Origin of the sequence: Streptomyces sp. NPDC053431 (genome assembly GCF_044544925.1) — a bacterium.
Taxonomy (GTDB): Bacteria; Actinomycetota; Actinomycetes; order Streptomycetales; family Streptomycetaceae; genus Streptomyces.
On sequence record NZ_JBITXX010000021.1, the window covers coordinates 17,638 to 38,186 of the forward strand.

General features: G+C 73.0%; 17 protein-coding genes. 11 read left to right on the forward strand and 6 right to left on the reverse strand.

The genetic code is table 11. The features are described from left to right. Positions 1–12: 12 nt before the first annotated feature. Complete coding sequence (locus ACIGXE_RS32720; protein WP_399753195.1) at positions 13–459, forward strand: DUF2267 domain-containing protein; 447 nt, start codon at positions 13–15, stop codon at positions 457–459. Here ACIGXE_RS32720 and ACIGXE_RS32725 read toward each other — a convergent pair. Next, positions 456–938 carry an SsgA family sporulation/cell division regulator gene (locus ACIGXE_RS32725; protein ID WP_399753197.1) on the reverse strand — a complete coding sequence of 161 codons (483 nt, stop codon included), beginning with the start codon at positions 936–938 and terminating at the stop codon, positions 456–458. The two genes, ACIGXE_RS32720 and ACIGXE_RS32725, sit on opposite strands and share 4 nt — an antisense overlap. A gap of 133 nt (positions 939–1,071) precedes the next feature. On the opposite strand from ACIGXE_RS32725, the gene ACIGXE_RS32730 reads away from it, so the two are divergent. After that, positions 1,072–3,252 carry a hypothetical protein gene (locus tag ACIGXE_RS32730; RefSeq protein ID WP_399753199.1) on the forward strand — a complete coding sequence of 727 codons (2,181 nt, stop codon included), beginning with the start codon at positions 1,072–1,074 and terminating at the stop codon, positions 3,250–3,252. Between the two features lie 114 nt (positions 3,253–3,366). On the opposite strand, the gene ACIGXE_RS32735 is transcribed toward ACIGXE_RS32730, so the two are convergent. From ACIGXE_RS32735 to glgX, 3 genes are all read right to left on the reverse strand, one after another. Next, positions 3,367–3,957, reverse strand: a complete 591-nt coding sequence (locus ACIGXE_RS32735) for a hypothetical protein (RefSeq protein WP_399753200.1) — start codon at positions 3,955–3,957, stop codon at positions 3,367–3,369. A 13-nt stretch (positions 3,958–3,970) separates the two neighbouring features. Then, positions 3,971–6,334 carry a malto-oligosyltrehalose synthase gene (gene treY, locus ACIGXE_RS32740; RefSeq protein WP_399753202.1) on the reverse strand — a complete coding sequence of 788 codons (2,364 nt, stop codon included), beginning with the start codon at positions 6,332–6,334 and terminating at the stop codon, positions 3,971–3,973. Between the two features lie 313 nt (positions 6,335–6,647). Then, positions 6,648–8,768 carry a glycogen debranching protein GlgX gene (gene glgX / locus ACIGXE_RS32745; RefSeq protein ID WP_399753204.1) on the reverse strand — a complete coding sequence of 707 codons (2,121 nt, stop codon included), beginning with the start codon at positions 8,766–8,768 and terminating at the stop codon, positions 6,648–6,650. A gap of 151 nt (positions 8,769–8,919) precedes the next feature. On the opposite strand from glgX, the gene ACIGXE_RS32750 reads away from it, so the two are divergent. From ACIGXE_RS32750 to ACIGXE_RS32765, 4 genes are all read left to right on the forward strand, one after another. After that, positions 8,920–9,762: a Tat pathway signal sequence domain protein gene (locus ACIGXE_RS32750; RefSeq protein ID WP_399753205.1), complete on the forward strand. Its 843-nt coding sequence runs from the start codon at positions 8,920–8,922 to the stop codon at positions 9,760–9,762. A 51-nt stretch (positions 9,763–9,813) separates the two neighbouring features. Next, the gene (locus ACIGXE_RS32755) at positions 9,814–11,121 is read left to right on the forward strand and encodes a copper amine oxidase (RefSeq protein ID WP_399753206.1); all 1,308 of its coding nucleotides are present in this window, start codon (positions 9,814–9,816) and stop codon (positions 11,119–11,121) included. A 121-nt stretch (positions 11,122–11,242) separates the two neighbouring features. After that, positions 11,243–12,496 carry an SAV2148 family HEPN domain-containing protein gene (locus tag ACIGXE_RS32760; RefSeq protein WP_399753209.1) on the forward strand — a complete coding sequence of 418 codons (1,254 nt, stop codon included), beginning with the start codon at positions 11,243–11,245 and terminating at the stop codon, positions 12,494–12,496. Positions 12,497–12,572: 76 nt separating this feature from the next. Beyond that, a complete protein-coding gene (locus ACIGXE_RS32765; RefSeq protein WP_399753211.1) occupies positions 12,573–13,295 on the forward strand; it encodes a 3'-5' exonuclease in 723 nt (240 codons plus the stop codon). Here ACIGXE_RS32765 and ACIGXE_RS32770 read toward each other — a convergent pair. Continuing rightward, positions 13,292–14,113 carry an alpha/beta fold hydrolase gene (locus ACIGXE_RS32770; RefSeq protein WP_399753212.1) on the reverse strand — a complete coding sequence of 274 codons (822 nt, stop codon included), beginning with the start codon at positions 14,111–14,113 and terminating at the stop codon, positions 13,292–13,294. The genes ACIGXE_RS32765 and ACIGXE_RS32770 overlap by 4 nt on opposite strands. Positions 14,114–14,189: 76 nt before the next feature. Beyond that, positions 14,190–15,047, reverse strand: a complete 858-nt coding sequence (locus ACIGXE_RS32775; RefSeq protein ID WP_399753214.1) for a phosphotransferase enzyme family protein — start codon at positions 15,045–15,047, stop codon at positions 14,190–14,192. Positions 15,048–15,201: 154 nt separating this feature from the next. On the opposite strand from ACIGXE_RS32775, the gene ACIGXE_RS32780 reads away from it, so the two are divergent. The 5 genes from ACIGXE_RS32780 to ACIGXE_RS32800 all read left to right on the forward strand — a co-directional run bounded on the left by ACIGXE_RS32780 (position 15,202) and on the right by ACIGXE_RS32800 (position 20,515). Continuing rightward, complete coding sequence (locus ACIGXE_RS32780) at positions 15,202–16,128, forward strand: carbohydrate ABC transporter permease (protein ID WP_399753354.1); 927 nt, start codon at positions 15,202–15,204, stop codon at positions 16,126–16,128. Positions 16,129–16,135: 7 nt separating this feature from the next. Beyond that, the gene (locus tag ACIGXE_RS32785) at positions 16,136–16,978 is read left to right on the forward strand and encodes a carbohydrate ABC transporter permease (protein WP_399753216.1); all 843 of its coding nucleotides are present in this window, start codon (positions 16,136–16,138) and stop codon (positions 16,976–16,978) included. Beyond that, on the forward strand, positions 16,975–18,294 hold the full coding sequence (locus ACIGXE_RS32790) for an ABC transporter substrate-binding protein (protein ID WP_399753218.1): 1,320 nt from the start codon (positions 16,975–16,977) through the stop codon (positions 18,292–18,294). The genes ACIGXE_RS32785 and ACIGXE_RS32790 overlap by 4 nt, the downstream gene beginning before the upstream one ends. 384 nt (positions 18,295–18,678) lie before the next feature. Beyond that, complete coding sequence (locus ACIGXE_RS32795) at positions 18,679–19,884, forward strand: S8 family peptidase (RefSeq protein ID WP_399753220.1); 1,206 nt, start codon at positions 18,679–18,681, stop codon at positions 19,882–19,884. Positions 19,885–19,957: 73 nt separating this feature from the next. Continuing rightward, positions 19,958–20,515, forward strand: a complete 558-nt coding sequence (locus ACIGXE_RS32800) for a DUF1697 domain-containing protein (protein WP_399753222.1) — start codon at positions 19,958–19,960, stop codon at positions 20,513–20,515. Positions 20,516–20,549 lie beyond the last annotated feature (34 nt).

Genomic DNA, 20,549 nt, shown 5'->3' on the forward strand with positions numbered 1-20,549 from the left:
ATCAGCACCACCATGACCCTCCAGACCGACCTCACGGCCCCCGCGCCCAGGACCGACCACGGCGCGTCGTCCTACCCGCGATTCCTCGAACGCGTCCGCTACGAAGGCGCGTACCCGACCCGGGAGCGCGCCGAGCAGGCCGTCCGCGCGGTACTCGCGGCGCTGGGACGGCAGCTCGTGGGCGACGAGCGCGTCGACCTCGCCGCCCGGCTGCCCGTCGAAGCGGCGTTGGTCCTCACGGCACAGGTACCCGCCACCACGCCCCTCACCGGCTGGGAGTTCGTCAAGGACCTCGCCCAGCGCACCGGCGGCAGCCTCGCCACCACCCGCTGGGACGTCGGCGCGGTCCTCGCTCCCCTCGCCCGCCTGGCCGGTCCCGAGCTGACCGACCGCATCATCGGCCAACTGCCCGCGGGCTACGCCCTCCTCTTCGGCAGGGCCGAACTCCCCACCCCTTAGGGGGTGTCCTTCGGCAGGCCCGGTGCCACCCCGGGGCCGATGTGCGCCGCCTCGGCCGCCCAGTCGATGCGCGTCTCCTCGGTCCCGGCCGGTACCGTGCGGAACGTCGCCGCGAGCCAGCGGCGGAGCGCGGTCCGGTCGATGTCGACGAGGACCGGGACGCCCGTACCGCCGAGGCGGATCCTCAGGGTGCCGCCGCGGCCGCCGACCCGCAGGGGCCACAGCTGCACGTCGCCCTCGCCGCAGGAGGTGCGGATCCCGGTGTGCAGCAGCTCCCGGGAGAGCGTCCAGTCCACCGAGCGGTCCATCTGCCCGAAGGAGACCCGGACCGCCCACGGATCGTCGGGGTCGTAGGAGAACGTCACCTCGATCGGGAACTCCAGGTCGGCGTACACCCGCCGGCCCGTCGTCCGCCAGGGGCCGACCGGAGGTGCCGCCGTGTGTCCGGCGCGGTCCTCGCGTCGCCGCGGTTCGGACATGTCGCTCTCCCTTCTCCACCTGCACTCGCCTTCTGTGCCCGGGTAACCGCTGACGCCCGACCTATGCGTGCCTCACGCGGACCGGCCGAAATCCGTGTGCGACATGGCCTGGGCGGCTGCGAGCATTTCCCCCATGCGTCACACTCTCGAACGACTGGTCGTACGGCACACCCTTCGCGTTCCCGTCCCGGCCGGTGCGGACCGACCCGGGCAAGGAGGCGTCGCCGCACGGCAGTTCGACGTGACCCTGATGTCCCTGGGCTTCAAGCTCTCGACCGGGCTGCTCGCCGAGTTGTCCGCGCGGGACGAGAAGACGGTCCTGGAGACCGCCGCCCGGACCCTGGAGACGGTCCGCGAACTCGTCGGCGACGACGTCCGGCACAACCCGTACTTCGTCGACTTCCCCGCCAACGTGCCCGACACCGGCGCCTTCTGGAACGAGTGCGTCGCCCTCGCCCTCGCCGACCGGGAGACGCGCCCCGGGACGCTCGCCCGGCTGCGCGAGGGCCGGATCGACCTGCTGACCCTGCCGACGTACGGCCGGTACCGGCACACGTACGAGGAGATGGCCGCCGTCCACGACGAGTTGATCGCGTCGGCGCGCGACCGCGTGACGGTGCTGCACCTCGGCGCGTCCCTCGACGAGGAGGCCGAGGCGCTGTACCTGGCCCTCGCCGGAAGCCGCGCGCCGCTCGGCGAGGAGCACCTGGGCGACCTGGCGGTGCTCGCCGGGCACCACGCCCACGGACCCCAGCCGGCCGCCCTCCCGGTCCGGGAGATCCGCGCCGTGGTCAACCGGGCCCGGCTCCAGGCCGGCGCCGGCCTGCTGCTCGACACCGTCACCGACGTCCTGCGGCTGGCCTGCGCCCTCTCGGACGGGGACGTGGGCCTGCGCGAGCCGACCCGGTTCCGCGCGCCGTCCCGGCCGCACCGCCGGGCCCTGCTCGCGGGCCTCGACGCCCTCGTCGCGGCGGACCCGGCCAAGCTCGCCGACGTACCCGCGCGCCGGGAGGCGTGGAAGCGGCTCGGGGAACGGCTGCACCCGCACGAGTACCCGCAGTGGCCGCACGCGGCCGAGGTGTTCGCCGTGGCCCGCGGCGAACGGCGGGCGCCGTCGCTCGCCCGCCGCGTCGAGCGGCTGCTCGGCGAGGGCGACGTCACCGGGGCCGCCGGCCTGCTGGCCGCCACCGCGCCCGGCGCCCTCTTCCGCTCCCTGGACCGCCTGCTGCGCACGGCCGCCGAGGGCGAGCAGCGCGAGGCCGTCCTCGCCGCCGCCGAGCGGGCCGCGCCGCGCGTCTCCGGGCGGGTCGTGCTCTCCGTGCGCGAGCACGTCCGGAACCGCACCGGGCAGGGCGAGTCGCGCCGGGTGTTCGTCAACCGGAGCGGTGGCGCCTGGGTCACGGAGGACACCCGGCCGCCGCTGCCGCCGGCCGTCCGCGAGCGGCTCGTCGCGGTCCTCGACGCGGAGACCCGGCGCCGGCTCACCGTCCCGGAGCGGCTGCTCGTCGACCCCGACGTCCTGGACGTGGCGCTCCCGCTGAGCGGCCGGGCGGCCGCCCCGGGGCTCGGCACCCTGCCGCGCGGTTCCGTCTCGCCGGTCGAGGGCGAACTGCTGCGCTTCTTCACGTACTGGAAGCAGTCGGGGCGCACCACGGACCACGACCTGTCGGCGATCCTCCTGGACGCCGACTACGACGCCGTCACGTGGCTGTCGTACACCTCCCTCGCCACGCTCGAAGGCGCCCACTCCGGCGATGTCGTCGAAGCCCCCGACGGGGCCTCGGAGTTCATCGACCTGCGGCTGGCCGGAGTGCGCGGCAGCTTCATCGTCCCGCAGGTGCACGTCTACGCCGGGGAGGGCTTCGACCGCGTCGAGGAGTCGTTCTTCGGCTTCATGCTGCGCGACGCCGACCAGAAGGGCCGGCCCTTCGAACCGCGCACGGTGCGCATGAAGTCGGACCTGCGCGGGCCCGGCCGGATCGCGCTTCCGCTCGCCTTCCAGCGCGACGCCGAGGGCCGCTGGCAGGCCCGCTGGCTGCACCTTTACCTCAAGGGCGAGCCCGCGGAGAACCGCGTCGAGGAGAACGTGGTGACCTTCGCGGTGCTGGTGCGCGGACTGGTCGAACGGACCCCCCTGACCGTCCGGCACCTCACGGACCTGATGGCCGGGGCGGGAGCGCGCACCACGCTGTGGGACGGCCGGACCCTGCCGGAGGAGCCCGTCACCTTCGTCGGGCTGGCGCGCCCCGACGGTCTGCCCCCGGGCTCGCTCGTGATCACACCGGAAAACCTGCGCGACCTGATCCCCGCCTGAGTGTTACGGTCCTTCCGGGGCGAGGCCATGAACGGGCTTCCTTCTCACGAAACCGAATTCGTCCGTAGTCCGTTCGCTCTCCTCGCCCCCTCACGCCCATGGGCCGCGCCCCGGTCAGGACACCGCCGGGGCCGCGCCGGCCCGAGGCCGCCCGGCCCACCCGGCCGAGGCGAGCAGCAGTACGCCGGGCAGGACACCGGCCGTCAGCCGGATCACCGAGGTCGACGCGCCGCCGGCGGCGAGCGCCAGGCCGGCCGCCCCGCAGACCGCGATGCCCGCGCCGAGCAGGTGCAGGGAAGGCCTGCGCCAGGCGGCCGCGAGGCCGAAGAAGTGCACACCGACCACGAACGCGATCCAGCCCACGGACGCCTCGGGCGCGTGGAGCACCCGGGCGATCACCACGAGACCGGCCGCCAGCCCGAGCACCTCGGCCGCCACCACGTACCAGTAGCGCCGCCCGAACGACGCCGTCCCCGGCTCGCTCCCGGCCCCGCTCCCCGGCTCGCTCCCGGCCCCGGTCACGGCCGTAGTCGCCGTACCGGCCGCCACGGGGCGCCGTCCGAAGACGACCAGGGCCACGAAGGCGGCGACCGCGAGCACCCGCAGCGGTGAGGCCACGTGCGCCGGCAGGGCGCCCACGTTCGCCTGGATGAAGACGAGCCCGAAAGCCGCGCCGACGAGCCGTCCGACTCGATCTCTTCTCATGATCGTCATCTTGTCATCGCGGCTCCTCGCCGGACGCCTCGGAGCCCCGCGCGAGCAGCGCCACGGGCCGCTCCTCGAACAGCTCCGCCAGCTTCACCGGTGTGTCCGGGCCGCCGGTGAACTCCCGGATCCCGTCCAGGACGTCGAGCCAGCGGCCCGCCGGCAGCGCGAGCGACGTGTCCTGCCAGCCGCCCGCCTCCTCGAGCCGCAGCGGGAGCCGGGTGACCGCCGTCAGGACCCGGGACCCGCGCCCGAAGGCCAGGCAGTGCGGGGCCGCCGGGCCGGTGGCGGTCAGCGGGGCGTACGTGCCCGTGGGGCCGAAGGACTCCGGGTGGGCGCGGCGCAGCCGCAGGGCCGCGCGGACCAGGGCCGTCTTGTCGTCGTCCGGGCCGATCGCGAACGGCGCCCGGTTGTCCGGGTCGACGAGGGCCCGGTACTCCCGCTCGGTGCCCTGGTAGAGCTCCGGCACCCCCGGCATCGTCAGCTGCACGAGCGCGGCGCCGAGGAGGTGGGCCCGGATGTGCGGCTCCAGGCCGAACGCGGTCTCCGAAGCGGTCCGCAGCGGGATCCGGCCGGGCCCGGCCGCCACGAAGTCGGCCACGGCCCGCTCGTACCCGGCGTCCGGCTCCGTCCAGCTGGTGTGCAGGCCCGCCTCCCGGACGGACTTGAGGATCGCGGGCCCGAGCCGCGCCGCGTCCGGGCTGCCGAAGCCGAAGGCGGTCTGCCAGGCCGTCCACGCCAGGTGCGGATCGGGCGCGGGGACGCCGGAGACCTCCTCCAGGAGCTCGGCCCAGCGCTGCGGGCACTGCGCGAGGACCGCGATCCCGGCCCGTACGTCGGCACTGCGCTTGGTGTCGTGGGTGGTCAGCACGGTCCCGGTGGCCGGCCAGTCCCGCGCGAGCCGTGCGCAGAAGGCGTGGAACTCGTCCGGGGCGACCGCCGGGCGGCCCGGATCGCCGCCGACCTCGTTCGCCGAGAGCAGCGGGGTGTAGCGGTAGAAGGCGGTGTCCTCCACGGACTTCGCCCGCAGCGCCGAGGAGGTCTGCGCGAAGCGGGCCCGGAACGCCCGGTGGGTGGGCCCGTCGCCGGCCGCGCCGAGGGCCAGGTCCCGGACCACGTCCACCGCGGTCGCCTCCTCCGGCACCGCGAACGCGGCCTTCGCGCCGCGCGCCGCCTCCGGGGTGAGCACCAGCTCCCCGCCGGTGCGGTACGTGCGGTACACCGGCACCCGGACGAGGAGTTCGCGGATCGCGGTGTGCAGCGCCCAGGGCGCGTGGTCGCGCAGCCCCGGGTCGGCGGCGCAGATCCGGTCCGCGAGCCGGGTCAGCGCGGCCGTCTCGGCTGCCAGTTCGTGGGTCACCACCTTGTACGCGGCGCGCCGGGCGGTCGCCTCCCAGTAGCCGCCCCGGTCCCCGGCCCGGCCGACGAACTCGCGGTAGACGTCGCTCAGTTCGGCGGCGCCGATCGGATCGGTGAAGACCCCGTCGACCTGGCGCAGGGCGTCGTAGCCGGTGGTGCCGGCCACCGGCCAGGACGGGGGCAGCGGCTCGGCACCGGTGAGGATCTTCTCCACCACCGTCCAGCACCGCCCGCCGGTGGCCTCCTCCAGGCGCTCCAGATAGCCCTCCGGGTCGGCGAGCCCGTCCGGGTGGTCGATCCGCAGCCCCTCGACGATCCCGTCCGCCACCAGCTCCAGGACCTTCGCGTGGGTCGCGGCGAAGACCTCCGGGTCCTCGACCCGGACCCCGATCAGATCGGAGATGGTGAAGAAGCGGCGGTAGTTGAGCTCGGTGCGGGCCAGCCGCCACCAGGCGAGCCGGTACCACTGGGCGTCGAGCAGCTCGTCGAGCGGCAGCTCCGCGGTGCCCTCGCGCAGCGGGAACTCCTGCCCGTCGAGGAGGAGCACCCCGTCCGCGACCCGCATCCGCTCGCGTACCTCGGAGAGGCGGCCCGGCAGCACCGGAAGCAGGATCCGTCCGTCGCCCCCCGCCCAGTCGATGTCGAACCAGCGGGCGTACGGCGAGTCCGGGCCCTCGCGCAGCACGGCGCGCAGCGCGTGGTTGTGCCGGGGCGAGGCCGCCATGTGGTTGGGCACCAGGTCCAGGACCAGGCCGAGCCCGCGCGCCCGGGCGGTGGCGGCGAGCGCGCGGAGCCCCGCCTCGCCGCCGAGCTCGGCCCGTACCGAACGGTGGTCGGTCACGTCGTAGCCGTGGGCGGAGCCGGGCACCGCCTCCAGGACCGGGGACAGATGGAGGTGCGAGATCCCGAGCTCCGCGAGGTACGGCACGGCCTGCTCGGCCGCGGCGAACGGGAACTCCGGACGGAGTTGGAGCCGGTAGGTGGCGGAGGGCAGCGCCCGTTCCGAGGAGGACGTCATGCGAACGTACGTACCCCGCGCGGAGCGGTCTGTGTCATCGCCGCCCGCGTCCGTTCGTGTGGCGCGCGTTACGTACGGGCGCCGCCCCGGCGGGCGACGGGCGGCGACGGGCGCGGATTCACTCGTACGAGTGCCGCCGAACGGACGTGCCCCCGCTGCCGGCGCACCGGCCGGGCCCGCCGCGGGGCCGGGCGGCCCGCCGCGCCCGGGTCGGCCGGCCGTGCCCGGGTCGGCCCGCCCTACGCCCGCCGGGACGGAGGGCGCAGGGCGGCGGACGGAGGGCGGCGGGCGCAGGCGGAGAGTGCGCGGCCGCTCAGGCCGGCCGGCGCAGCACCGTCAGCGTGAGCGGGGCCAGGGTCACCCGCTCGCCGGCGCCCACCTTCGGGCCCTCCTCCGGGGGCATCCCCTCCGGGTGGGAGGTGTCCACGACCACCTTCCAGCACTCGCCGTGACTGTCGGGCACCTCGAAATCCAGCTCCTGCGAGGAGGCGTTGAACATCAGCAGGAAGGAGTCGTCGGTGATCCGCTCGCCCTGCGGGCCCGGCTCGGAGATCGCGTTGCCGTTGAGGAACACGGTCAGCGCCCGGGCGTGCGCCGCCTGCCAGTCCCGGGCGGTCATCTCCTCGCCCTGCGGGGTGAACCAGGCGATGTCGGTGAGCTCGTCGTGGGTGCCCTCCACCGGTCGCCCGTGGAAGAAGCGACGGCGCCGGAAGACCGGATGGTCGCGGCGCAGCCGCACCATCGCCCGGGTGAACTCCAGGAGCGTGGCCTCCGGTTCGCTGCCCGACTTCGGCCAGCGTACCCAGGCGACCTCGCTGTCCTGGCAGTAGGCGTTGTTGTTGCCGCCCTGGGTGCGTCCGAACTCGTCGCCGTGGGCGAGCATCGGCACGCCCTGCGACAGCATCAGCGTGGCCAGGAAGTTGCGCATCTGGCGGGCCCTCAGCTCGCGGATGCCGATGTCGTCCGTCTCGCCCTCGGTGCCGCAGTTCCACGAGCGGTTGTAGCTCTCGCCGTCCCGGTTGCCCTCCCCGTTGGCCTCGTTGTGCTTCTCGTTGTACGAGACGAGGTCGCGCAGCGTGAAGCCGTCGTGGCAGGTCACGAAGTTGACCGAGGCGAGCGGGCGGCGCCCGTCGTCCTGGTAGAGGTCCGAGGAGCCGGTGAGCCGGGAGGCGAACTCGGCGAGCGTCCGAGGCTCGCCGCGCCACAGATCGCGCACGCAGTCCCGGTACATGCCGTTCCACTCGGCCCACTGCGGCGGGAAGTTGCCCACCTGGTAGCCGCCCTCGCCCAGGTCCCAGGGCTCGGCGATCAGCTTCACCTGGCTGACCACCGGGTCCTGCTGCACCAGGTCGAAGAACGAGGACAGCCGGTCCACCTCGTGGAACTGGCGGGCCAGGGTGGCCGCCAGGTCGAAGCGGAAGCCGTCCACGTGCATCTCCGTGACCCAGTACCGCAGACTGTCCATGATCATCTGGAGCACGTGCGGGGACCGCATGAGCAGCGAGTTCCCGGTGCCGGTGGTGTCCATGTAGTAGCGGGGGTCGCCCATGAGCCGGTAGTACGAGGGGTTGTCCAGGCCCCGGAAGGAGAGCGTCGGGCCCAGGTGGTTGCCCTCGGCGGTGTGGTTGTAGACCACGTCGAGGATCACCTCGATGCCGGCCTGGTGCAGCGCCCGCACCGCGGACTTGAACTCCAGGACCTGCTGCCCCCGGTCGCCCCAGGAGGCATAGGCGTTGTGCGGGGCGAAGAAGCCGATGGTGTTGTAGCCCCAGTAGTTGGCGAGCCCCGCGTCGGCCAGCCGGTGGTCGTTCACGAACTGGTGGACCGGCATCAACTCCAGGGCCGTGACGCCCAGCTCCTTCAGATGGCCGATGACGGCCGGGTGCGCGAGCCCCGCGTAGGTGCCGCGCAGCTCCTCCGGGAGGTCCGGGTGGAGCTTGGTCAGGCCCTTCACGTGGGCCTCGTAGATCACCGTGTGGTGGTACTCGGTGCGCGGGCGCCGGTCGTCGCCCCAGTCGAAGTACGGGTTCACCACGACCGAGGTCATCGTGTGCGGCGCCGAGTCGAGGTCGTTGCGCGCGTCCGGCCGCCCGAAGGGGTAGCCGTACACCGCCTCGCCCCACTTCACCTGACCCGAGATCGCACGCGCGTACGGGTCGAGGAGCAGTTTCGCGGGGTTGCAGCGCAGCCCGCGCTCCGGCGCGTACGGGCCGTGCACCCGGAACCCGTACCGCTGGCCGGGCATCACGCCCGGCAGATAGGCGTGCCGTACGAACGCGTCGGTCTCGCGCAGCTCCACCGCCGTCTCCGAGCCGTCGTCATGGAGCAGACACAGCTCGATCCTGTCCGCGGCCTCCGAGAAGACCGCGAAATTCGTTCCTGCGCCGTCGTAGGTGGCGCCCAAGGGATACGCCTGTCCCGGCCAGACCTGCATAGGCGAAACTCTTCCACTTCTGATCCGGGGGTAAGGGGGGTACTTCGGCCAGATCCTGCCCGAAACAGGGGCAACCTCCTAGGACTTCGACCCGTCCTACCGGGTGACCACCCGCCTCAATAGGGGGAAAATTGAACAGCTGGGGGGATAAGTGTACGAAATAGTGCGCCGCCATCTGGGCAAGGTGGTGGCGGGCACGGCCATGGCGATCACCGGGACCGCCGTCGCGGTCGCGGTCACCCTGCCCGGCAGCGCCGGGGCGGACGAGGTGCCCCGAGGCGCCGCCGCCACCGACGGCACGGCCCCCGGGACCCCGGGCGCGCCGCGCACCGACGGACCCGAGCCCGGCCCCGCGACCCTCGCCTCCGCGCCGCCCGAGGGCGCGCGGGGCGTCGGCACCGACCCGCTCACCGACGACGAGCTCAAGCGGGCCGAGGCCCTGGCGCTGACCCCGCCGGCCGCCGCCGCGGGGGCACCGCCGGCCGCATCCTGGGGGAGGAACGCCGAGGGCGGCCGCGGTCCCCAGCACCTCGGCACCGAGCTCGCCGACCCGCGGCCCGGTGACCCGGCAGGCGGCCCCCGCCGCGCCGTCGTCCGCTTCTACGACTACGGGCGCGACGAGCTCGTCACCCGCACGGTCGACCTCGCCACCGGCAAGGTCGAGCAGTCCGGCAGCCAGCGCGGGGTGCAGCCCTCCGCCCACCCCGAGGAGCTCCGCGCGGCCCTGGAGCTCATCCTGGCGAGCCCGCTCGGCCAGGGCGTCAAGGAGGACTACAAGGACGCCACCGGCAAGGAGCTCACCTCCACGGGACAGCTCTGGTTCAACGGCGACGTCTACCGCACCTACCGCGAGGCGAAGGTGCCCGCGGAGCTGCGGAAGTGCGGCGAGCACCGGTGCGTCCGGCTCGTCACCAAGATCCTCAACGGCTCCTGGATCGACACCCGCGACCTGGTCGTCGACCTCAGCGCCAGGAGCGTCACCCGCGTCGGCTGACCACCGGCCCGGTTCCACCCCGCACGTCCGTACCGAGGGAGTACGTTCGACATGACCTCTCCGCGACTTCGGCATGCCCGCACGGCGGGCACCGTCCTCGCCGCAGGCGCCCTGTTCGGCACCGTCGCCACCACGAGCGGCGCCACGCCCGTGAGCGCCGCCCCGGCCGCGCCGGCGGCCCCCGCGCCGGCCGACTGCTCCGCCGCGTACCGCATCGAGCAGAAGCTCGACGGGGGCACCGTGTGGCGCATGTGCTGGCGCTACTCCACCGACTCCGGGCTGATCCTGGACAAGGTGACCTACCAGCCGCCCGGCGAGCCCGCCCCGATCCGGGTCCTCAACAGCGCCAAGCTCGCCCAGATCCACGTCCCCTACGACGACGGCAACGCCGAGTACGACGACCTCACCGGCGCCGGCTTCGGCTGGGGCCTGCAGAACCTCAAGCCCGGCGAGTGTCCCGGCGGCACCATCACCTCCGTGAAGGTGCCCGACAGCGGCCAGGTGAAGGGCCTGTGCACCACCACCCGGGCCCGCGGCCACGCCTACCGCATGGCCAACGACGAAGGCACCAAGGTCTGGCAGGCCCAGGGCAAGGACCTGCTCGTCTACACCGTCAACAAGGTGGCCTGGTACGAGTACATCACCGAGTGGCGGTTCTCCTCCGACGGCACCATCGCCGCCAACGTCGGCGCCACCGGCAGCCTCTCGCCCGGCGACTACAACGCCACCGACGGACGTGGCTGGCCCATCGGCAAGGGGGCCCGCGACTACGCCACCAGCCACGCCCACAACGTCTTCTGGAAGCTGGACTTCGGCCTCGACGGCAGCACCAAGGGCCGGATCGAGCAGTACGACTCCACGGTCACCCCGCCGGCCCGCGACGGCAGCCCCACCGTGAAGACCAAGCGCACGCCGGTCACCAGGGAACTGGCCGGGGACGCCCGGAACATGCGCTGGTGGCGGGTGGTGAGCGCGACCGGCAAGAACAAGGACGGCCACGCCCGTTCGTACGAGATCGTTCCCGGCCACACCAACACCTACGCGGGCCGCGGCTTCACCAAGCACGACCTCTACTTCACCCAGGCCCGCGCCTGTGAGCAGTTCGCCAGCAACAACATCCTCGACTGCGGGCGCAACGCCCCCGACAGCGTGGACAAGTGGGTCAACGGGGAGACGCTGACCGACCCGGCCGTGTGGGTCAACATCGGGTTCCACCACGTCGCCCGGGACGAGGACCAGCAGCCGATGCCCGTGCACTGGCAGGGATTCCAGCTCGTGCCCAGGGACGTAACCGCTATGAATCCGCTCACTCCGGCCGATCTCGCCGGCCAGAACGGGGCGCCGCGCCAGGGCAGTTGAGCAAAGGGCCGGTCGATCCGGCTGCACCGCCTCCCGCTCCCGGAGTACCCTTCCTTGATCGTTGTCAGATGGTGTTCCAGTCGGCCGGACCGGATGTCCGGGAGCAGAAGGCGGTGCGCGGGTGAGCTCGGGAGGTCTGGAGCTGCCCCCAGGCGAGGCGGGTCACGACGGAGGGCCGGCCGACCCCGCGGAGGGTCCGCCCGGTGCGGTCTCCGTCGCACGGCCGGTGGAGATCGGGGCCGAGCTGGAGTGGGGCGCGGAGGCGTGGAGCGAGGTGCGCACCCGGGCCCAGCGGGCCGGCCGCGCCTACATCTGGCTGAATCTCGTCGAGCAGCGGCTGCGGGCCGTCGTCGCGGCGGTGTTGCGGCCGGTCTACGAGCCGGTGCACGGCGAGGAGTGGGTCGTGGCGGCCGCGGGGCCGGCGGGCCAGGAGTGGGTCCAGCGGGCCGTGGCCGTCCGTGAGGTCTCGCGGCGCAAGGGCTATCTCCTCGACCCGGCCGACGACAACGTCCTCAGCTTCCTCACGCTCCCGCAGCTGCGGGAGCTGATGGTCCAGCACTGGCCGTGCTTCGAGCCCTACTTCGACGACCGGCGCGAGGTCGAGCTCGCGCTGGACGAGCTGGAGGTGACCCGCAACGTCGTCTCCCGCAACCGGGCGCTGTCGCTGACCGTGCTCGCCCAGTCCGAACGGGCCTCCGCCCGGCTCCTGGAGATCCTCGGGAGCGGGGCGGGGGTCCCCTCGGCCGACCGGCTGCCGGTCGACGCCGTCGAGGACCTGGTGGGCGACCGGTACGCGGACGTGGTCTCGGTCCACCCCGACCGGGTCAGGCTGCAGCGGCAGCTGCCGGCCGAGGACCTCTTCGGCGGCGCCCGCCGGCTCGACGCCACGGGCATAGGTCTCAATCTGCTCGTGCAGAACTTCTCCGGCCGGCGCATGGTCCGGCTCGCCGAGTCCGGCTGCCGCATACGGCTGCTCTTCCTCAACCCGGCCAGCAGTGCGGTCAAGCGGCGGGAGCGGGAACTCGGTCTGAAGAAAGGCGAGCTCAGCCGCTCGGTCGAGATGAACATCCTGCACATGCGCCGGGTGCGCTCCCGGCTGCGCGACCCGGGCGCCTTCCAGATCCACGTCTTCGACGAGACCCCGCGCTTCACCGTGTACCTGGTCGACGGTGACGGCCCGGACGGGGTCGCGGTCGTGCAGTCCTATCTGCGCAAGGCCCGCGGCATGGAGGCGCCGGTCCTCGTGCTGCGCGGCGGCGGGCGGAACGTGGTGCGTGCCGGGCAGGGTTTCGACCGGGACGGCGAAAACGGACTTTTCGCAACATACAGGGAGGAGTTCGAGTCGGTGTGGCTCGACTCCCGGCCGGTCTCCTGACGCCCCCCGACCGGAATGTCAGTGCCGCGTGCGAGGGTGTCCCTCACCACGGGGGAGATCACGTAAGGAGGACCCGATGGCTTGGCATGGGGAACCGCTGGTCGGCTTCGACCTGGAGACGACCGGCACCGACCCGCTGGAGGCCCGTATCGTCACGGCCTCGATCGTCGGCGTCCACGGCGGCCGGGTGGTCCGGCAGCGCGACTGGCTCGCCGACCCGGGCATCCGCATCCCGGCGCAGGCGTCCGCGATCCACGGCATCAGCACCGAGCGCGCCGCCGCCGAGGGACGCCCGGTGCGCGAGGTGGCCGACGAGATCGCCGAGACCCTGACCGGCTACTGGGCGCAGGGCGTCCCGGTCGTGGCGTACAACGCCTCGTTCGACCTGACCCTGCTCACCGCCGAACTGCGGCGGCACGGGCTGCCCTCGCTGGAGGAGCGGCTCGGCGGCCGGGGCATGGGCCCGGTCGTCGACCCGTACACGATCGACCGGGCCGTCGACCGCTACCGGCGCGGCAAGCGCACCCTGGAGGCGGTCTGCGCGGAGTACGGGGTGGAGCTCACCGCCGCCCACCAGGCCGCCGCCGACGCGCTCGCCGCCGTCCGGGTCGCGATCGCGATAGCCGAGCGGCACGCCTCGGTCGCCGCGCTCGACCCGGCCGCGCTGCACGAGCGCCAGATCGGCTGGTACCGGGAGTGGGCCGAGGACTTCCAGTCCTTCCTGCGCCGCAAGGGCGACGCGGACGCGGTCGTCGACCCGACCTGGCCGGTGCGCGAGCCGGCGCCGGTCGTCGGCTAGCCGTTCTCCTTCAGGAAGGAGAGCAGCAGCTCGTTCACCCGCTCGGGCTGGTCCAGCTGGAACCAGTGCCCGGCGTCCTCGACACGCTCGTAGCGCCAGCGCTCGGGGGCACGCGCGGCCATGGCCGTCATCTGGCGCTCGGTGAGAAAGCGGTCGCCGGTGGACCAGACACCCATCACCGGCATGGTGAAAGACGTCGGCGTCGGAGGCACCCCCAGCTGGACCTCCATCGGCAGGGCGGCGCGGTAGATGTTCAATGCCGCGGTCAGGGCGCCGGGCGCGCGCAACGGCTCCAGCACCTCGTCGAGGTCGGCGTGGTCGGTGAGCATCTCGCGCAGGTGGGCGAAGTCCTCGCGGGACAGCCACTCCTCGGCGAGCCCCTCGAACTGGAACATCGTCATGTGCCACATGCGCTGGCGCTCCTGCCAGCTGTCCGGCCCCAGCACCGCCGTGATGTCGCCCACCGACATCACCGTCAGGCTCGCCACCCGCTCGGCGGCGAACTGCGCGAGGCCCTGCGCCACCCCGGAGCCCCAGTCGTGACCCACCACATGGCAGCGGTCGACGTCGAGCCGGGCGAGCAGCTCCAGCATGTCGCCCACGTGCTTCGCCGGGTGGTACGCCTCGACGCCGCCCTCCGGCCGGTCCGACCCGCCGAAGCCGCGCAGGGTGGGCGTGACCGTCCGGAACCCCGCCGCGTTGAGCACCGGAATCTGGTGGCGCCACAGCCGGTGCGAGTCCGGGAAGCCGTGCAGCAGCAGCACGGCCGGTCCCTCGCCGCTGACCTCGACGTCGAGCGTGACCTCCGACAGTTCCATCCGCATCACAACACCCCGTTCGTTACCGGTCGGTTCGACCGGCCCATGATGCCAGGTCCCGGTGACGGACGGCCCGTCAGAAGGAGTACCAGCGCACCTCGGGATCGCCCTCCCGCAGGGAGGCCACCCGCCGCTCGAACTCCGCGAGCGCCTTCGGGTTCGCCGGGGCGTGCTGGGCCACCCAGGCGCAGCTCGCCGTCTCCCGCGCCCCGCGCAGCACCGCGCAGCCCTCCCACTCCCGGACGTCCCAGCCGTAGGCCTCGGTGAAGGCGTCGTAGGCGGCCGGGTCGAGGCCGTAGCGGTCCCGGGAGAGGGCGAGCACCACGAGGTCGTGCTCGCGCAGATCGGACGAGAAGGTCTCCAGGTCCACCAGGACCGGCCCCTCGGGCCCGACGTGGACGTTGCGGGGGAGCGCGTCGCCGTGGATCGGACCGGGCGTGAGGTGCGGGGTGAGCGCGGCGGCCGCCGGGGCGAAGGAGTCGCGGCGCTCGCGCAGGAAGGCCGCGTCGGCCGGGTCGATCGCGTCGCCGGCGAGCCGCAGCCAGCGCTCGACCCCGCCGAGCAGCTCACGGCGCGGCAGCGTGAGGCCGGGCGGCTCGGGCAGCGCGTGGACCAGGCGCAGCAGCGGGGCCAGATCGCGGGGCTCGGTGGGCCGCACGGCCTCCGGCAGCCGGTGCCACAGCGTGACCGGGTGCCCCTCGGCCGTCAGCGGCTCGGCCTCGGCGGCCCGTACGGCCGGGACACCGGCCGCCTCCAGCCAGCCGGCCAGGGCGAGTTCGCGTGCGGCGCGCGGCAGCAACTCGGCGTCCCGGCCGACCTTGACCACCAGGTCGCCGAGCGCGAAGACCGCGTTCTCGCCCAGCGCCAGCAGCCTCGCGTCGGCCGCCCGCAGTCCCGCGGCGGCCAGGAGCTCTCGGGCCCGCGCCTCGTCCATCGTTCTCTCCCCACAAGCAGGTGCGCACCGCAGATGCGATTCCGCCAAAGTCTCGCATCCACGCAGGTCACCTTGACGAACCGACGGCCCGTCACGACGATGACCGAGTCCCATGCCCTAGGTGACACAGCGCACAGGGGGAGCATCGGTGAGTGTGACGACCGTGCCCGAGCGGTCCGCAGAGCGCACCACCCCGGGCCGGTCCCGCGGCGGTGCCGGCCGGGACTTCGGCGCCTGGTTCCTGGTCCTGCCCGCGCTCCTGCCGATCCTGGTCCTCAGCGTCGGGCCGCTCCTCTACGGCATCGCGCTCGCCTTCACCGACGCCCAGTCGGGCCGCACCCAGGCCACCCGCTGGACCGGCACCCTCAACTTCCAGGACCTGCTGCACGACACCCTGTTCTGGGACTCGTTCCGCATCGGCCTGCTGTGGGCGGTCGGCGTCACCGTCCCGCAGTTCCTGCTGTCCCTCGGGCTCGCCCTGCTCCTCAACCAGAACCTCCGGCTGCGCTGGCTCGCCCGGGCGCTCGCGATCGTCCCCTGGGCCATGCCCGAGGTCGTCGTCGGCATCATGTGGCGGCTGGTCTACAACCCCGACGCCGGCATCCTCAACGAGACCCTCCACGACCTCGGCCTCGGCGACGGCCGGGCCTGGCTCAGCGGGCTCGGCACCGCACTGCCCGCGGTGATCGTGGTGGGCGTCTGGGCCGGCATGCCGCAGACCACGGTCGCGCTGCTCGCCGGCGTCCAGAACACCCCGCGCGAGCTCCACGAGGCCGCCGCCCTCGACGGCGCCGGCGCCTGGCGCCGTTTCCGCACCGTCACCTGGCCCGCCCTGCGCCCGGTCGCCCTCGCCGTCACCGCGCTGAACTTCGTCTGGAACCTCAACTCCTTCGCCCTGGTCTACGTGCTGACCAACGGCGGGCCGGGCGGCCGCACCCGGCTCCCCATGCTCTTCGCCTACGAGGAGGCCTTCCGCTACGGGCAGTTCGGCTACGCCGCCGCCATGGGCTGTGTGCTCGTCGCCGTCGTCTCCGTACTCCTCGCCCTGTATCTCGTCGGCCGGCTCAAGGAGGAACGGTGAAAGCCCGGTGAGCGCCTTCCGCACCAGTGGACCCGCCCGCGCCGGCCAGTACGCGGCGCTCCTCGCGTACCTGGTCTTCCTCGCCTTCCCGTTCCTGTGGCTGGTGTCGACCGCCTTCAAGCCCGCGACGGAACTCGGCTCGCTGCACCCCACCTGGATCCCGCGGGACCCCACCCTCGACAACTTCCGGCAGGCCTTCGACGAGCAGCCGCTCCTGAGAGCCGCCGGGAACAGCCTGCTGGCGGCGCTCGCCGCCGCGCTCGTCGCGGTCGCCGTCGCCACCCCCATGGCCTACGTCCTCGCCCGCCACCGCTCCCGGCTCACCGCCGCCGCCAGCGGCTGGGTCGTGGTCAGCCAGGCCTTCCCGTTCGTCCTGCTGATCATCCCGCTGTTCCTCGTGCTCAAGAACCTGCACCTGGTCAACAGCCTGCCGGGCCTGGTCCTGGTCTACGTGGTCTGGTCGCTGCCCTTCGCCCTGTGGATGCTCACCGGCTACGTCCGGGCCGTACCCGCCGAACTGGAGGAGGCCGCCGCCGTCGACGGCGCCGGCCGGCTGCGCACCCTCGTCTCCGTCATCGGCCCGCTGCTCGCGCCCGGCGTCGTCGCCACCGCGCTCTTCGCCTTCGTCACCGCGTGGAACGAGTTCTTCTTCGCCCTCGTCCTCCTCAAGACCCCGGAGAAACAGACGCTGCCCGTGGTCCTCACCCACTTCCTCGGCGCGGAGGGCGTCGCCGACCTCGGCCCGCTCGCCGCCGCGGCCTTCCTCGCCACCCTGCCCTCGCTCGTCGTCTTCGCCCTCATCCAGCGGCGGATCACCGGGGGCCTGGCCGCCGGGGCGGTGAAGTCATGAGGGGCGTCCGGCTCCGTCGCGTACGGGTGTTCGCCGCGGCCGCCGCCCTCGCGCTGCTGCTCACCGGCTGCACCGCCGGCCACGGCTCGCGCGGCGCCGACGACGGCGTGATCCGGCTCCGCTTCCAGTCCCTCGCCTGGCAGAACGAGTCCGTCGACGCCAACAAGCAGCTCGTCAGGGAGTGGAACGCGGCCCACCCGGACATCCAGGTCGACTACGTCCAGGGCAGCTGGGACTCCGTCCACGACCAGCTGCTCACCTCCTTCGAGGGCGGCGAGGCGCCCGACCTCATCCACGACGCCTCCGACGACCTCGCGGACTTCGCCTACGGCGGCTACCTCGCCGACCTGCGGCCCCTGCTGTCCGAGCGGCTGCGCGCCGACATCCCCGCGCACAGCTGGCGCACCACCACCTTCGGCGACGGGATCCACGCCGTGCCGTTCCTCCAGGAACCACGCGTGATCATGGCCAACCGCAGGATCCTGACCGAGGCCGGAGTCCGGATCCCGACCGCCGGACGGCCCTGGACGTGGCAGGAGTTCCGGCAGGTCGCGCGGGACCTGACGGCGCGGATGGGGGAGGGGCGGTACGCCGTCGCCTGGCCGCTCAAGGAACCGGTCTCCGTCTCGCTCAACCTGGGACTGTCGGCGGGTGGCCGGCTCTTCCACCGGGGCGCGGACGACAAGGTCACGCTCCGCTTCACCGACGCCGACGCGGTCGTCCCCGGCACCGTCCGAGCCATGATCGACACCGACCGCACGGCCTCCCGCGCCACCCTCGGCAGCGGCGGCTCCGACACGCTTCCGGGCTTCTTCGGGGGCCGGTACGCGATGGTCCCGCTGGGCTTCTCGTACCGGCAGCAGATCGCGCAGCAGGCGCCCAAGGGCTTCGACTGGATCGTGCTGCCCGCTCCCGCCGGGGCCGGCGGCCTCGCGCAGGGGGTCAGCCCGCAGACCCTCTCCATCGCCGAGGACAGCCCTCACAAGAAGGAGGCGGCGCTGTTCCTCGACTTCTTCCTCCAGCCGCGCAACATGGTCCGGCTCGCCCTCGGCGACTGGATGCTGCCCACCTCGACCGCCGCTCTCGCCGATCCCGCCCTGCACACCCCGGAGTTCGGCTGGGCCACCGGCGCGGCCGTCGCCCGGCAGCTGCGGCCGGCCCCCGCCCAGTCGGTGCGCGGCTACCCCGAGTGGAAGGACAAGGTCGCCACCCCGGCCTTCCAGGAGTACTACAGCGGCGCGATCGACACCGAGGAGCTGCGCCGCCGACTGGTCACGGACGGCAACCGGGTCCTCGCCCGCTACCAGCGCGGCTAGATCCTGTGCGGCAGGGGCGGGCCGCGGGCGCCGGAAGCAGTCAGGAGGGCCTCCCCACCGCGATGCCCTCGCCGACGATCCCCAAGTCTCCCGCCGGGCGCGGGAGATCGCGAAGGGGATGGCGTGCGAAGGCGGGGCGCGGCGCGCGGCTGACCTGATCGAGGCGGGGCTGGCGGAATCGCGACGGCGTCGACGCGTATGCGAGCAGGGCGAGTTGATCCGACTCGCCCTGTTTTCTTATTAAGAAACCTTGTTGAAAAAGTCACAGGTCTGTGAAGGCCTTGATTTGCACTCGTCAATCGGTCAGGGTTTCGAACGGGCCGCCGGAGGGTTTCCTTCCAACGGCCCTACCCCCCACAAATCCTGACGAGGAGACCCCTCTTCATGGCAATACACAAGCGTGACCGCAAGCGCGTCCGGATCATCGCCGTTACGACCGCGATCGCCGCGGCGGCCGGAGTCACCGTCCTCGCCGGCCCGTTCGCCGGCGCGGCCCCCGCGCCCGCCGAAGGAACGGTCTACGGCCTCGGCGTCGAGGGCGCCGTGGCGGGCAGCTACGTCGTGCTGCTCGACGAGAAGGCGAACAAGGCCGACCTGGCGAAGGAGTACGGCGGCACCCTGCGCCGCAGCTACGACTCCGCCATCAACGGCTTCTCCGTCAACGGCCTCACCGAGACCGAGGCCAAGCGCCTCGCCGCCGACCCGGCCGTCGCCAAGGTCGTCCAGAACCGAAAGTTCTCCATCAGCGCCACCCAGGAGAACCCGCCTTCCTGGGGCCTGGACCGGGTCGACCAGACCGACACCGCCGGCGACTCCAAGTACACCTACCCCGACGGCGCCGGCGAGGGCGTCACCGCGTACGTCATCGACACCGGCGTCCGCATCAGCCACAAGGACTTCGGCGGCCGTGCCTCGTACGGCTTCGACGCGGTCGACAACGACGACACCGCCCAGGACGGCAACGGCCACGGCACGCACGTGGCCGGCACCATCGCCGGAACCGAGCACGGCATCGCCAAGAAGGCCAAGATCGTCGCCGTCCGCGTCCTGGACGACGCCGGCTCCGGCACCACCGAGCAGGTCGTCGCCGGCATCGACTGGGTCACCAAGAACCACCAGGGCCCGTCCGTCGCCAACATGAGCCTCGGCGGAGGCGCGGACCCGGCCCTCGACGACGCGGTCAAGAAGGCCATCGCCTCCGGCGTCACCTTCGGCGTCGCCGCCGGCAACGAGTCCTCCGACGCCGGCCAGGGCTCCCCGTCCCGCGTGCCCGAGGCGATCACCGTCGCCTCCTCCACCAAGGACGACCAGCAGTCCGACTTCTCCAACTTCGGCTCGGTCGTGGACCTCTACGCCCCGGGCTCGGAGATCACCTCGGCCTGGAACGACAGCGACACCGGGACCAAGACCATCTCCGGCACCTCGATGGCCACCCCGCACGTCGTGGGCGCCGCCGCCGTGTACCTCGCGGCGCACCAGGACGCCACCCCGGACCAGGTCGCCCAGGCGCTGATCACCGGGGCCACGCCCGACAAGATCGGCAACGCGAGCCCCGGCACCGCCAACCGGCTCCTGAAGATCGTCGAGTAGTGACGGCGAACCCCTGAACGGCGGCCGCCGTGCCCTCCCCCACGGGGCGCGGCGGCCGCCCTATGGTGTGACCATGACGACGACGTACGCCCTGCTGCTCCGTGGGATCAATGTCGGGGGACACCGCAAGGTCCCGATGGCGGAGCTGCGTTCGGTCCTCGAAGGCCTCGGCTACCGGGACGTGAAGACCTACCTCCAGAGCGGCAACGCCGTCTTCACCGCCGGCGCGGACCACTCCGACGAGACCGTGCGGCAGGCCGTCGAGGCGGCGATCGAGAAGCGCTTCGGATTCACCGTCGACTGTCTGGTCCGCGACCACGACTACCTCGTCGCCGTCGTCGAGAACTGTCCCTTCCCCGCCGCGGAGCTCCAGGGCAAGCAGCTCCACGCCTTCTACCTCTCCGGCGCCGTCGACGAGAAGCGATTCGCCGGACTGGACCGGGACGCCTTCCTGCCCGAGGAGTTCGCGCTCGGCGACCGGGTCCTCTACCTCTACGCCCCCGAGGGGCTGGGCCGCTCCAAGCTCGGCGAAGCCCTCTCCCGGCCGGCCCTCTTCAAGGGCCTCACGGTCACGGCGCGGAACTGGAACACCGTGGTCAAGCTCGTCGAGATGACCGGCCCGCACAGCTGAAATGGCCCAGTCGAACAGCGCCTGAATGGCCCGG